At 73.2% G+C, this 12369-nt stretch carries 12 protein-coding genes; 5 read left to right on the forward strand and 7 right to left on the reverse strand.

All coding sequences use genetic code 11. The features are described 5' to 3' along the window. The first annotated feature begins 84 nt into the window (after positions 1 to 84). Both IE311_RS16315 and IE311_RS16320 read left to right on the forward strand, forming a co-directional pair. Entirely contained in the window at positions 85 to 1683 is a 1599-nt protein-coding gene (locus tag IE311_RS16315) for an ABC-F family ATP-binding cassette domain-containing protein (RefSeq protein WP_189832399.1), read from the forward strand. 248 nt (positions 1684 to 1931) lie between these two features. After that, the gene (locus IE311_RS16320) at positions 1932 to 2336 is read left to right on the forward strand and encodes a VOC family protein (RefSeq protein WP_189832400.1); all 405 of its coding nucleotides are present in this window, start codon (positions 1932 to 1934) and stop codon (positions 2334 to 2336) included. A gap of 61 nt (positions 2337 to 2397) precedes the next feature. Here the strand turns inward: IE311_RS16320 and IE311_RS16325 are convergent, their stop codons facing one another. The 4 genes from IE311_RS16325 to IE311_RS16340 form a co-directional block, all read right to left on the reverse strand. Continuing rightward, positions 2398 to 3561, reverse strand: a complete 1164-nt coding sequence (locus IE311_RS16325; RefSeq protein WP_189832401.1) for a methyltransferase — start codon at positions 3559 to 3561, stop codon at positions 2398 to 2400. Between the two features lie 156 nt (positions 3562 to 3717). Beyond that, complete coding sequence (locus IE311_RS16330; protein WP_189832402.1) at positions 3718 to 4329, reverse strand: histidine phosphatase family protein; 612 nt, start codon at positions 4327 to 4329, stop codon at positions 3718 to 3720. 33 nt (positions 4330 to 4362) lie between these two features. Continuing rightward, entirely contained in the window at positions 4363 to 4815 is a 453-nt protein-coding gene (locus tag IE311_RS16335; RefSeq protein WP_189832403.1) for a GNAT family N-acetyltransferase, read from the reverse strand. Positions 4816 to 4928: 113 nt separating this feature from the next. Next, positions 4929 to 6365: an aminotransferase-like domain-containing protein gene (locus tag IE311_RS16340; RefSeq protein ID WP_189832404.1), complete on the reverse strand. Its 1437-nt coding sequence runs from the start codon at positions 6363 to 6365 to the stop codon at positions 4929 to 4931. On the opposite strand from IE311_RS16340, the gene IE311_RS16345 reads away from it, so the two are divergent. Together IE311_RS16345 and IE311_RS16350 are read left to right on the forward strand one after the other, a co-directional pair. Further along, positions 6364 to 7470: a DMT family transporter gene (locus IE311_RS16345; protein ID WP_229901948.1), complete on the forward strand. Its 1107-nt coding sequence runs from the start codon at positions 6364 to 6366 to the stop codon at positions 7468 to 7470. The genes IE311_RS16340 and IE311_RS16345 overlap by 2 nt on opposite strands. A 78-nt stretch (positions 7471 to 7548) precedes the next feature. Further along, positions 7549 to 7752 carry a DUF1918 domain-containing protein gene (locus IE311_RS16350; RefSeq protein WP_189832405.1) on the forward strand — a complete coding sequence of 68 codons (204 nt, stop codon included), beginning with the start codon at positions 7549 to 7551 and terminating at the stop codon, positions 7750 to 7752. Between the two features lie 4 nt (positions 7753 to 7756). Here IE311_RS16350 and IE311_RS16355 read toward each other — a convergent pair whose 3' ends face one another. Then, positions 7757 to 9034, reverse strand: a complete 1278-nt coding sequence (locus IE311_RS16355; RefSeq protein WP_229901949.1) for a glycoside hydrolase family 10 protein — start codon at positions 9032 to 9034, stop codon at positions 7757 to 7759. Positions 9035 to 9205: 171 nt separating this feature from the next. Between IE311_RS16355 and IE311_RS16360 the strand changes: the two genes are divergently transcribed. After that, positions 9206 to 10066 carry a 3-hydroxybutyryl-CoA dehydrogenase gene (locus IE311_RS16360; RefSeq protein WP_189832407.1) on the forward strand — a complete coding sequence of 287 codons (861 nt, stop codon included), beginning with the start codon at positions 9206 to 9208 and terminating at the stop codon, positions 10064 to 10066. 80 nt (positions 10067 to 10146) lie between these two features. Here IE311_RS16360 and IE311_RS16365 read toward each other — a convergent pair whose 3' ends face one another. Further along, positions 10147 to 10677 carry an NUDIX hydrolase gene (locus IE311_RS16365; RefSeq protein ID WP_189832408.1) on the reverse strand — a complete coding sequence of 177 codons (531 nt, stop codon included), beginning with the start codon at positions 10675 to 10677 and terminating at the stop codon, positions 10147 to 10149. A 62-nt stretch (positions 10678 to 10739) separates the two neighbouring features. Further along, positions 10740 to 12080: a transcriptional regulator gene (locus IE311_RS16370; protein WP_189832409.1), complete on the reverse strand. Its 1341-nt coding sequence runs from the start codon at positions 12078 to 12080 to the stop codon at positions 10740 to 10742. Positions 12081 to 12369: the final 289 nt, after the last annotated feature.

The following is a 12369-nucleotide window of genomic DNA, read 5'->3' on the forward strand; positions in this document are numbered from 1 at the left end:
GCATGTCCACGCCCCGAATCTCCTAGCCGAGGACCCACTCCCACGCCACCCGTGTGTCCTCGATTCCTTTCGGAGCGTTACCCCATGATCACCGTTCGTGGTGCCGACGTGCGCGTCGGCGCCCGGCTCCTGCTGTCCGGCGTCTCCTTCCACATCGCCCCCGGCGACCGGATCGGCCTCGTCGGCCGCAACGGCGCCGGCAAGACCACCCTCCTCGACACCCTTGCCGGGCTGCGTGCCCCTGCCGCGGGCACCGTCACCCGTACCGGCTCCGTCGGTCGTCTCGCCCAGGATTCACGGGCCGCCGACCCGGCGGTGACCGTCACCGACCGGATCCTCTCGGCGCGCGGCCTGGACCGGGCCGTCCGGCGGCTCGCCGAGGCCGCCCGCCGGCTCGGGGAGACGGACGACGCGCGGGCGCTCGCCGCGTACGACCGCGCCGAAGCCGCGTTCGAGGCCGGCGGCGGATACGCGGCCGAGGCCGAGGCCGCCCGTGTCGCCGCGGGCCTCGGCCTGCCCACCGAGGTCATGGACCGGCCCGTCGGGCTGCTGTCCGGCGGCCAGAAGCGCCGGGTCGAACTGGCCAGGATCCTCTTCGCCGGTCACGGCCGGGAGGACACCCTGCTGCTCGACGAGCCGACCAACCACCTGGACGCCGACTCGATCGGCTGGCTGCGCGGCCATCTCGCCGCCCACCGCGGCGGTCTCGTACTCATCAGCCATGACGTACGGCTCCTCGCCGACACGGTCAACCGGGTGTTCCGCCTCGACCCGGAACGGGCCGCGCTCGACGTCCACAACACCGGCTGGGACGCGTACCTCGCCCAGCGGGAGAGCGACGAGCGGCGGCGGGTCCGCGAGCGCGCCAACGCCGAACGCAAGGCAGCGGCGCTGCACGCGCAGGCGGACCGTATGAAGTCCCGGGTGGCGACGGCGACGACGGCCCGCAGCATGGCGCGGCGGGCCGACCGGATGCTCGCCGGGCTCGACCCGGTGCGGCGGGCCGAGCGGGTCGCCCGCATCCGGCTGCCCGAGCCCGCGCCCTGCGGCCGGACGCCGTTGGGCGCGGTCTCGCTCACCAAGACGTACGGGAAGCGGCCGGTGCTCGACGGCGTCGATCTCGCGGTGGACCGGGGCAGCCGGATGGTCGTGCTCGGTCTCAACGGGGCGGGCAAGACCACCCTGCTGAAGCTTCTCGCCGGCCGGGAGAGCCCCGACGCCGGGCGGGTGGTGCGCGGGCACGGGCTGCGGCTCGGCTACTTCGCCCAGGAGCACGACACGCTCGACCCGGGTCGCACGGTCCGGGAGAACCTCGCCGACGCGGCTCCTCACCTGACGGACGGTGAGGTACGGGCGGTCCTGGGCACGTTCCTCTTCCGGGGCGACGACGCGGAGAAGCGGGCGGGGGTGCTCTCGGGAGGCGAGAAGACCCGGCTCGCGCTGGCCGCCCTGGTCCACTCGGGGGCGAACGTGTTGCTTCTGGACGAGCCCACGAACAACCTGGACCCCGCCTCCCGCGACGAGGTCCTGGCCGCCGTGGGCACGTATCCGGGCGCGATCGTGATGGTCACCCACGACGAGGGCGCGATCGACGCACTGGGCCCCGAGCGGGTCCTGTTGCTGCCGGAGGCGGACGAGGACCTGTGGAGCGAGGAGTACCGGGGGCTCGTCGGCCTGGCCTGACGGTTCCGCCGGGCCGGGCGGCCCGCGGGGGGCCGTGCGGCGCTCCGGGAGGTGGGGCGGCCGGGTCGGCCGGACCGTGGGCCCCGACCCTCGCGTCGGGGTCGGGCCCGGGAGGGCGGGCCCGGGCCCGGCTCGGAGTCGGGATCGGGGGTCGGGGTCTTCATCAGGGCCGGGATCGGGGGCGAGTCCGTGGGAAGCGAGGGGAATCCCGGAGGACGGTCGGAGGCGGCGCCGCCTAGCCTGGAGACATGATCATCAATGCGCAGACCCGAGTACGCATCGCCCGGCCCTCACGGGACCTCGCCGCCGCCGAGAGGTTCTATGTCGACGGGCTCGGGCTCGAGGTGCAGTGGCGGAGCACCGAGCGGGTGTCCGGCAAGCACGACCTGCTCATGGTCGGGCCCGGGGACGGCAGCTGGCATTTCGAGCTGACCCGTGATCCCGAGCGTCCGGTGGAGCCGGTGCCCACCGTGGAGGACCTGTTCGTCGTCTACCTCGGGGCGCCCGTCGAGGAGGAGCAGGTGGAGCGGCTGCTCGCCGCCGGAGGGACGCGGGTCGCCGCGCACAATCCGTACTGGGACGAGTACGGCGTCACCGTCGCCGATCCGGACGGGTACCGGCTCGTGCTGTGTTCCCGCACCTGGGAGATATGAAGAGGGGGCGGGGCCGGAGAGTCCCCTCCGGCCCCGCCCACCCGTCCTCCGTCCGGTGCGCCTAGGCGGTGCGCACCGCTCGCAGGACCACGAACTTCGGGTCGCTCGCGACCAGTTCGCTGTTGCCGAAGATCCGGCGCAGGGTGACGTGGTAGCCGAGGTGCCGGTTGCCGATGACCCACAGTTCGCCACCCGGTCGCAGCGCGCGCCGCGCGTCCGCGAACATGCGGCGGGCCGTGCGGTCGGTGGTGGCCTGGTGCGTGTGGAACGGCGGGTTGTTGAGGACGAGGTCCACCGAGCCGGCGGGCAGGTCGGAGAGACCGTCGCCGACGATGAACTCGGCCTTGCGCCCCTCGCCCACATGGGTGCGGAAGTTCTCCTCGGCCGAGGCGACGGCCTGGTAGGACTCGTCGGTGAAGACGAGCTCCGCCTCGGGCTCGGAGAGCGCGATGGCGAGGCCGACCACGCCGTTGCCGCAGCCGAGGTCGGCGACGCGGGCGCGGCCGAAGCCGCCGGGCAGGTTCGCGAGGAGGAAGCGGGTGCCGACGTCGAGGCGGTCGGCGCAGAAGACGCCGGCGTGGTTGGTGACGTTCAGTCCGGGGAGGCCGGGCGCGGGGGTGTCCGCCGGGAGGTCGTACCGGTGCGGCCAGGGGTTCGACCGCGGCGCGACCGCCGGGTCGGGCGTGGTGTGGATCAGCCGCGCCTTCTTCACCGCGAGCGAGGTGCGGGTGGGCCCGAGGATCCGCTCGAAGAGCCGGAGGGTGGAGGTGTGGATCTCCTTGACCATGCCGGCGCCGATGACGACGGTGCCCTCGTGGACCGCGGGTGCGAGCCGGTGCAGCTGGTCCTCCAGGAGCGCGAGGCTCTTGGGGACACGGACGAGGAGGACGTCGATCCGCCCGGGCGGCGGGTCCTGGGTGGTGAGCAGCCGGACGGCCTCGGGGGCGGCACCGGCGCGCTCGAGGTTGGCGCGCGTGGCCTGCCGGCCGAGGTACGAGTCGGAGATCTGGACGAGCTCGCCGGGCCCGGCGGCCTGGAGGGCGGTGACGAGGGCTCCCCAGCGGTCGCCGAGGACGGCGACGGTGCCGGACAGGTCGGTACCGCTCTCGGCCAGATGGCTCAGGAGGTACTCGTCGGACGCGTCCCAGGCGCGCAGCTGATCGCGCGGGTCCTCGGGATGGCGGGTCAGCGTGAAGGCGCCCCATGACGTGGTCAAACGGTTCATCGTGCTCTCAGGCTAGCCGGTCGCGGGCGTCCTCTCCTCCCGCGACGTGCTCGCCGGCCGCCGTGGCGGGACGGGCGCGGGGCTCGGCGAAGCGGCCGGGGGCGTGTGTGGCCCCGGGAGGAGTGCCGCGGAAGTACCGCGGGAGGGAGGAGCCGTTCAGCGCAGGGCGGTGTCGAGCTGGAGGTGCCAGAGGCCGGGGCGACCGGTGAGGGTGACGGTGGAGAGGGGGCGGACGTCGACGTTCCAGTACGTGGCCGGCGGTGCTTTGAGGGCGTACACCAGGGCGGCGCGTACGACGGAGGGTTCGGCGACGGCCACGATGGTGCCGTCGTCGGCGGGACGGGTGTCGAGCCAGTTCCCTATCCGGGTGATGAAGGCGAGGAGGGGTTCGCCGCCGTGCGGGGCGGTGCGGGCGTCGGTGAGCCAGGCGTCGACGGCCGCGGGTTCGAGGGCGGCGACCTCGGCGAGGGTCAGACCGCGCCAGCGGCCCATGTCGCAGTCGCGGAGCGCGGGCTGGGCGAGCGGCGCGTAGCCGAGGGCGGTGCCGGTGGCCCGGCTGCGCGGGGTCGGCGAGCAGTAGCGCAGTTCGGCCGCGCCGAGCGGGACGAGCGCGGGCGCGGCCTGCTGCACCTCGTACCAGCCGGTCTCGTCGAGCGGCCGGTCGTCGTCGAAGCGTTCGGCGAGCAGGGAGGAGCTGCGTGCCGCCGTGACGAGCGTCACCCGAAGACCCGTGGCCGCGATCGTGAGGCCGAAGGCTCCGCAGGTCAAGGGGTCATTCCCCGCGGCCGCGGGGGCGCCGGTTCACTGCTGCCCGAGAGCCATCCACTTGTCCGGATTCTGCAGTGGCGTGAAACCGACCTTCTCGTACACACCGTGCGCGTCGGCGGTGGCGAGCATGATGCGGCGCAGCCCGTAGGGCGCGAGGTGGTCGCGGACGGCGACGACGAGCGCGGTGCCGAGGCCGGTGGCTCGGGCGGTGCGGTCGACATAGACGTCGCAGAGCCAGGCGAAGGTGGCGTAGTCGGTGACGACGCGCGCGTAGGCGGCCATCTCACCGGTCTCCCGGTGATAGGCGCCGAAGTTGAGGGACCCCGCGATGGCGCTGTCCTGCTTCGCCCGAGGTCGACCGAGGGCCCAGTAGGCGTCCGTGGACAGCCAGTGGTGGACACGTGCGGCGTCGATCCGGGCGATGTCGGCTGAGATCTCGTACGACCCGTGCATGACGGGGGTGCCGGTGGCCGTGCTCTCGCTCATGTCCGAAGACTTCCAGTGACGCCGGCGCTTGTCAGGCGAATTTGCCGGGGCCGGAGTCCCGCGGCGGCTGGCGGGGGGGCGGTGCCCGCTCCTGCCCGGCCCGCCCCCGCGGCTCAGGCGGTGAGTTCCTCGACCGCCGCCCGCAGGCGGCGTACGCCCTCGACGATCTCCGTGGGGCCCGCGACACCCGCGAAACTCAGCCGGATGTGCCCGGCGGGAGGTTCGGCGCAGAAGTACGGGCGGCCCGGGGCGGCGGCCACACCGGTCCGCAGGGCGGTGGCGAGGAGGGCGGCCTCGGGGACGGCGTCGGGGAGACGGAGCCAGAGGTGGTGGCCGCCGTGGGGGACCTGGGGCAGGGCGAGCGCGGGCAGCTGCCGGGCGACGGCGCCGGCCAGCATGTCACGGCGGCTCCTGAGCTCCTGGGCTACGGCCCGCAGATGGCGGTGCCACGCGGGCGAGCCGACGAGTTCGAGCGCGGCCTCCTGGAGCGGGCGGGGAACGAAGAAGCTGTCGACGACCTGGATCGCGCGCAGGCGCTCCAGGACGGGCCCGCGGGCGGCGAGGGCGCCGACCCGCAGGCTGGGCGAGGTGGCCTTGGTGAGGGAGCAGACGTGGACGACGACCCCGTCGGGGTCGTCGGCGGCGAGCGGGGCGGGGAGCGGCGGCGCGTCCTCGTGGACGAGACGGCGCGCGAAGTCGTCCTCGACGACGAAGGCTCCCGCGGCGCGGGCGATGCGGACGACCTCGCGGCGCCGCTCGGGCGCCAGTACCGAGCCCGTCGGGTTCTGGAAGAGGGGCTGGCAGACGAAGACGCGCGCGCCGGTGGCACGGAACGCGGCTTCGAGGAGCTCCGGGCGGACCCCGTCGGCGTCGACGGGGACGGGGACGGGGCGCAGTCCAGCGGCGCGGGCGACGGCGAGCATGCCCGGGTAGGTGGGCGACTCGACGAGGACCGGGGTACCGGGTGGGGCGAGCGCGCGCAGCGCGGTGGTGATGGCGGACTGGCCGCCGGCGGTGATGAGGAGATCGGCCGCGGTGACGCTGCCGCCGATCTCGCGGGCGAACCACTCGCGCAGCTCCGGGAGCCCGTCGGTGGGCGGCCTGCCCCAGGCTCCGGGACGGCGTCCGGCGCGGGCCAGGGCGGCGGCGAGGGCCCGTTCCGGCTGGAGGGAGGGGTGGAGGTAGCCGCCGTTGAACTCGATCACGCCCGGCGGCGGCGCGGAGAGGGTGGCGAGGACGCCCGAGGCGTCGACGGCCCGGGGGACGAGTTCGGTGGCGGTGTCGGCACTGAGGGTGACCTCCTGCCAGGAGGTGTCCCCGGTGGCGGGGGTGGCGGCACGCGGCTCCGCACGGAAGGCCCCGGCGCCGGGGCGGGTGACCACCAGCCCTTCGGCGGCGAGCTGGGCGAGGGCCCGGGTGACGGTCACCGGGGAGACCCGATAGCGCTCGACGAGTGCGCGACTCGACGGCAGCTTTCCACCAGGAGAGTAGCGGTCGAGCTCCGCCCGCAGGGAATGCGCCAGTTCCGCGACACTGCTACGCTCATTCATGAGAGCACAGGATAGCGCTACTGGCACCAGGACGATAGCGGTCACCGCTACCGGAGACAGCGGAACCGCCCATGGAGTCCGCGCCGGAAGGGCGCCCACGGCAGGCATCCATCCCGGAGACGCCACCCCCCGGAGTGCCACCCTCCCGACCGGAGCGACCGTCCCGACCGGCGCCGCGAACCCGGCTGGCGCGGCCGAAGCGGGCGACGCGGCCGCAGCGGGTGACACGACCGGCAGCCGGACCGACCCGCTCCCCCGGGGCACTCTGCTCGCCGGCCTCGGTGTGGCCGCCTTCTCGCTCACCTTCCCGTCGACCGTCTGGGGACTGGAGAGCTTCGGCCCCTGGTCGCTGGTGGCCGTGCGCTCCACGCTCGCCGCCCTCGTCGCCGGCGCGTTCCTCCTCGTGGGCCGGGTGCCGCTGCCCGAGCGGCGCCACTGGGCCGGTCTCGCCGTGGTGGCCGGCGGTGTCGTCATCGGCTTCCCGCTCCTGACGACCCTGGCCCTGCAGACCTCCACCACCTCGCACGCCGCCGTCGTCGTCGGCCTGCTGCCGCTCACCACGGCGGCCTTCGCCGCGGTGCGAACCGGCCGGCGCCCGTCCCGCACCTTCTGGCTCGCGGCCGTGTCGGGCGCTGTCGTGGTGATCGTGTTCACGCTCCAGCAGAGCGGCGGGGCGGTCTCCCGGGGCGACCTGTACCTCTTCGGGGCGCTCCTGGTGTGCGCGGCCGGCTACACCGAGGGCGGGCGGCTCGCGCGGCTCATGCCGGGCTGGCAGGTCATCGGCTGGGCCCTGATCCTCTGCCTCCCGATGATGGCCGCCGGTTCCGCCGTGGCGCTGACCGTGGAGCCGGTCCGGCTGAACGCCCACGGCGTCATCGGCCTGGTCTGGGTCGCCGTCGGTTCCACCTTCTTCGGCCTCTACGTCTGGTACCGGGGCATGGCGGCGATCGGCGTCCCCAAGGCCAGCCAGCTCCAGCTCGCCCAGCCGCTGCTCACTCTCCTCTGGTCGGTCCTCCTGCTCGGCGAGACCCTGCCGCTCGCGGCCCCGATCGCGGCCGTGGCGGTACTCGTCTGCATCGCCGTGACCCAGCGGGCGAAGAGCTGACGCGACGGATCGGGGTGACTCACGTCACAATGGCAGTAGCCCCGAACAGGTCAAGCCCGGTCGCGAGGAGGCACCCCGATGCAGGCGAACGTGGGCGACAAACTGCTGGTGCACGGCCGGACCGTCGGTCATCACGACCGTACGGCCGAGGTCCTTCAGGTCCTGGGGGAGAACGGCACTCCCCCGTACCGCGTGAAGTTCGACGACGACGGTCACGAGGCCCTCATGTCGCCGGGCCCCGACACCGTCGTACGCCATCACCCCGAGGCGGGCGCGAGCTGAGCCCCTACCGCGGCGGACGGACCCCGGTCGGGTAGTGGTCGGCCACCACGGTGGTCATCGCCCCGATCGGGTCCGCCGCGACCTCCCTCGCGGCGAAGTAGCAGTGGCCGCCGACGTTCGGGTGGGCGGCGGCGAGGTCCAGATGCCGTGACAGCTCCCCGGGGTCCTGCCAGGCGGCGGGCTGGGCAGGATCGCCCGCCTTGTAGAGCGCCTCGCCGATGTAGAGGCCGACGCCGGTGCCCCGCACCGCCGCGTCCCACCAGGCCAGCAGCTTGGCGTAGTCGGCGGCGGGCAGGCCGATGTTCCAGTACAGCTGCGGGACCACATGGTCGATCCACCCCTCCCGGATCCACTTCCGGGTGTCGGCGTACAGGTCGTCGTAGGTCTGCACACCGGCGCGGGTGTCGGAGCCCTCCGGGTCGGTGGCGATGTTCCGCCAGACCCCGAAGGGGCTGATGCCGAAGGGCACGTGCCGCTTGATCTCCTTGATCCGGACGGCCGTCTCCGAGACCAGCAGATCGGTGTTGTTCCGTCGCCAGGACGCCTTGTCGGGGAAGTCCCCGCCGTACCGGGCGTACGCCTCGTCGTCGGCGAAGACCTGCCCGGCCACCGGGTACGGGTAGAAGTAGTCGTCCCAGTGCACGGCGTCGATGTCGTAGCGCCGCAGGGCGTCCAGCATCGCGTCCTGGGTGAAGCGCCGGACCTCGGGCAGGCCTGGGTTGTAGTAGAGCCTTCCGCCGTAGGGCAGCACCCACTCGGGGTGGAGCCGGGCCGGATGGTCGGCGACGAGCCGGCTCGGGTCCGTGTGATTCGCCACTCGGTACGGGTTGAACCAGGCGTGCAGTTCGAGGCCCCGCGCATGGGCCTCGTCGACGGCCGTGCCCAGCGGGTCCCAGCCGGGGTCGCGGCCCTGCGTCCCGGTGAGGCACTGCGCCCACGGCTCGTAGGGGGAGGGCCAGAGCGCGTCGGCGGTCGGCCGGACCTGGAGGACCACCGCGTTGAGCCGGCGCGCGACGGCGGTGTCCAGGTGGGCGAGGAGCTCGGTGCGCTGCTCGTCGGCGGTCAGGCCGCCGCGGGAGGGCCAGTCGCGGTTGGCGACCGTGGCGATCCACATCCCGCGGAACGCACGCCGGGCCTTCGCACCGGCCCGAGCGCCGGCACCTGCCCCCGCGCCCCCCGACGGCGACGCCGGACCCGGACCCGCCTCCCCCGCCGGTCCCGTCACGGCGAGCACCGCCCCGGCCGCCCCGGTGACGAATCCTCTTCTGCCGATAGGCCGCACTTGTACCCCTCCCGTGTCGGATACGTCACACGCACCCGGACAGCATGCCCGCCCCGGACGATCGATCATCGGTTAATGAGCGGTAACGTCGTGGGGTCGAGGCGGACGCACCGGAATCACACGGGACCCCCGCCGCCAGAGAAGAGCGAAAGGCACGAGGTGACGGACTCCATGGCCGACATTGAGCGCGTCGGAGTGGTCGGCTGCGGCCAGATGGGCGCGGGCATCGCAGAGGTGTGTGCCCGGAGCGGCCTTGAGGTGAAGGTCGCCGAGACCACCGGCGAGGCGCTGGAGATCGGCCGCACACGGCTCTACAACTCGCTGGCGAAGGCCGCCGAACGCGGCAAGATCAGCGAGGAGGAGCGGGACGCGACGCTCGCCCGCCTCAGCTTCACCACCGACCTGGGCGAGTTCGCCGACCGTGACCTCGTCATCGAGGCGGTCGTGGAGAACGAGCAGGTCAAGACGGAGATCTTCCAGGTCCTCGACCAGGTGATGACCCGCCCGGACGCCATCCTGGCCTCGAACACCTCCTCGATCCCGCTGGTGAAGCTGGCCGTGGCGACCTCCCGCCCCGACCAGGTCATCGGCATCCACTTCTTCAACCCGGCCCCGGTGCAGAAGCTCGTCGAGCTGATCCCGGCCCTCACCACCTCCGAGGGCACGATCAGCCGCGCGCAGGCCTTCGCGGAGAAGGCCCTCGGCAAGCACGCGATCCGCGCGCAGGACCGCTCCGGCTTCGTGGTCAACGCGCTGCTCGTGCCGTATCTGCTCTCCGCGATCCGGATGTTCGAGTCGGGCATCGCGAGCCGTGACGACATCGACAACGGCATGGAGTTCGGCTGCGCCCACCCGATGGGCCCGCTGAAGCTCTCGGACCTCATCGGTCTGGACACGATCGCCTCGATCGCCGACTCGATGTACGCCGAGTTCAAGGAGCCGCTGTACGCCGCTCCCCCGCTGCTCCAGCGCATGGTGGACGCGGGCCGGCTGGGCCGGAAGACGGGCTCGGGCTTCTACCCGTACCCCTGATCCGGCTTCCGCCCCAGGCACCGGACGGCCCGTACACACGCACAGGTACGGGCCGTCCGGCCTTCCCGCTCCCGGAGGGGTCAGCCGAGGCGCAGGTGGTGGAGCATCAGCAGCCCGGCGGCCATGTTGGCGGCCGGGATCTCACCCCGGACGATCATGTCGGGGATCTGTTTCAGCGGGACCCAGGCCCGCCGTGAGGACTCGAAGGCGTCCTCCGGCGGTCCGGTGTACGTGGCCCGCTCCGCCCAGTAGAGGTGGTGGCGGGCGTCGGTGAGGCCGTTGGACGGCTCGACGGTGAGGAGATGGCGCAGCGGCCCCGGCCGCCAGCCCGTCTCCTCCTCCATCTCGCGCGCGGCGGCGGACTCGATGTCCTCGCCGTCCTCGACGACACCGGCGGCCAGCTCCCAGCCCCAGCTGTCGGTGATGAAGCGATGGCGCCAGAGCATCAGGACTTCGTCGGCCTCGTTGACCGCGGTCGCGACCGCGACCGGACGGAGCCGGATCAGATAGTGGTCGAGGTGGCGGCCGTCCGGGAGTTCGACGTCCGCGAGGTTCACTCGGAACCAGCGATTCTCATACACAGAGCGTTCGCTCAGTTTCGTCCACTGCACGTTCTTGCCACCTTCCGACTGGTCGGTGCTTGATTGGTGGCAATATCGCAGCAGTTCGTTTCTCACAGGGGAACGCGTAGCGCCCCGTCGATGAGAGCCGCCGCCTCCCGGGCATCGCCTCCACCGCTCGCGAGCAGATGCTCCCGCACCTGCCGGAGCCGGTCCCGCAGCCTGCGCGACTCCATTCCCCGCGCCCGCTCGGTCATCTCGACGGCCGTGCGCGCCGCCGCGTCGGCCTCCCCCTGCCGCAGCTCGATCTGACACAGCATCGCCAGCCGGTGCACCCGGCCGCGGTCGTGCGAGGGCGTCCCCACCGCCATCGACGCGTGCTCGTACGCCGCCGCGAGATCACCCAGACCGAGTAGGGCCTCGGCGACCTGCACGTTGACGAACCCCGGCTGGACATAGCCCGTCTCGGCCGGCTCCTCCCCGGGGCTGATCCGCTCCGCCGCCGCCTCGGCCCGCCGGATGCAGGCCAGCGCGGCCACCCCGTCGCCCAGATGCGCGTACGCCTTCGCCTGCATCGCCGTCAGATCGGCGGCGAGCGCCGGGGTGATCTGCCGCCCCGCCGCCCGCAGCGCCGCCTCCGCGAAAGCGACCGCCTGCCGGTACTCCCCCATGAACAGCGACTGGTTGACGAGGAGCGCGATCACATAGGCGCCGAGCCCCCGGTCCCCGCTCGCCTTCGCGAGCCGCAGCGCCTGGTGGAAGTAGCGCTGGGCGAGACCGTGCGCGTCGGCGTCGTAGGCACAGATGCCCGCCACCGCCACCAGCCCGCCGGTGGCCCGGTGCAGCCGCCGCCCGAGGGCGTCGTTGTACGAGCCCCGCAGCAGCGGCGCGGTCTCGGTGGTGAGGAAGCCGACGATCCGGGCCCGGGTCGCGATCCCCCCGGCCTTGCGGTACATCTGCTCGTAGTGGGACCGGGCGGCGCTCAGCACGGTGATGTCGGCGGCGGAGACCGAAGTCCGCCCGACGCGCGAGACGTCCACGTCCTCCGGCGGGTTCTCCCACTCCCATACGGGCATCACCGCCGGGGTCCCGGTCACCGCGGGGGCGGCGACTATGTGCGGGCGCTGCTGCTCGTCGGAGCGCCACAGGGCGGCCGCCCGCTCCACGAACCCGGAGAGCGGCGAACCGACCGCGGGCAGCGGCCCGCCCGGCACCCCGAAACCGATGTCGTCCAGCGTCACCTGCCGGCGCAGCCGCACGGCGAGCACCTCACAGATCAGGTCGGGCACCTGCCCGCGCGGCCGCTGGCCCTTCAACCAGCGGGCCACGGCGGTGTGTTCGTAGCGCAGGGTGAGACCCCTGGCCCGGCCGGCCCGGTTCACATGGGCGGCGAGGCCTGCGTTCGAGACGCCCGCTTCGTCGAGCAGGGCGTCGAGCAAGGTATTGGGCTGCATGGCCGCTCCGGGTCGCTCGGTGAACTCAGCGTAGCGGTGGCCGATTTCGTTCGGGACGAACCAGCGCGGAGGAGCCCCTTCGGGTCAACTCCCCGCACGGGCCAGCCGACCGGGCGGAGGGTGATTTCGCACGGGGTGTGAACGAAGTGCTCGTTCTTCCGGTCCGCGTGCTCTGCCGCACTCCTCCCCGTACCGATTGACTGTGCTTCTCGCCGCAAGGCGAAGACCGGGCCGCCGGCTCCCCCCTCAAACAGTGCGGCTGCCCGGTCCGCGTCGCCCGCCCCGCTGA

It is taken from the genome of Streptomyces zaomyceticus, assembly GCF_014656215.1.
GTDB classification, from domain to species: domain Bacteria; phylum Actinomycetota; class Actinomycetes; order Streptomycetales; family Streptomycetaceae; genus Streptomyces; species Streptomyces zaomyceticus.

What these genes read in the sequence shown, in the direction of transcription:
- IE311_RS16325 (WP_189832401.1), bottom strand. Translation starts at nt 3,561, where the DNA reads ATGAACCGTTTGACCACGTCATGGGGCGCCTTCACGCTGACCCGCCAT.
- IE311_RS16335 (WP_189832403.1), bottom strand. Translation starts at nt 4,815, where the DNA reads ATGAGCGAGAGCACGGCCACCGGCACCCCCGTCATGCACGGGTCGTAC.
- IE311_RS16320 (WP_189832400.1), top strand. Translation starts at nt 1,932, where the DNA reads ATGATCATCAATGCGCAGACCCGAGTACGCATCGCCCGGCCCTCACGG.
- IE311_RS16345 (WP_229901948.1), top strand. Translation starts at nt 6,364, where the DNA reads ATGAGAGCACAGGATAGCGCTACTGGCACCAGGACGATAGCGGTCACC.
- IE311_RS16360 (WP_189832407.1), top strand. Translation starts at nt 9,206, where the DNA reads ATGGCCGACATTGAGCGCGTCGGAGTGGTCGGCTGCGGCCAGATGGGC.
- IE311_RS16340 (WP_189832404.1), bottom strand. Translation starts at nt 6,365, where the DNA reads ATGAATGAGCGTAGCAGTGTCGCGGAACTGGCGCATTCCCTGCGGGCG.
- IE311_RS16350 (WP_189832405.1), top strand. Translation starts at nt 7,549, where the DNA reads ATGCAGGCGAACGTGGGCGACAAACTGCTGGTGCACGGCCGGACCGTC.
- IE311_RS16370 (WP_189832409.1), bottom strand. Translation starts at nt 12,080, where the DNA reads ATGCAGCCCAATACCTTGCTCGACGCCCTGCTCGACGAAGCGGGCGTC.
- IE311_RS16315 (WP_189832399.1), top strand. Translation starts at nt 85, where the DNA reads ATGATCACCGTTCGTGGTGCCGACGTGCGCGTCGGCGCCCGGCTCCTG.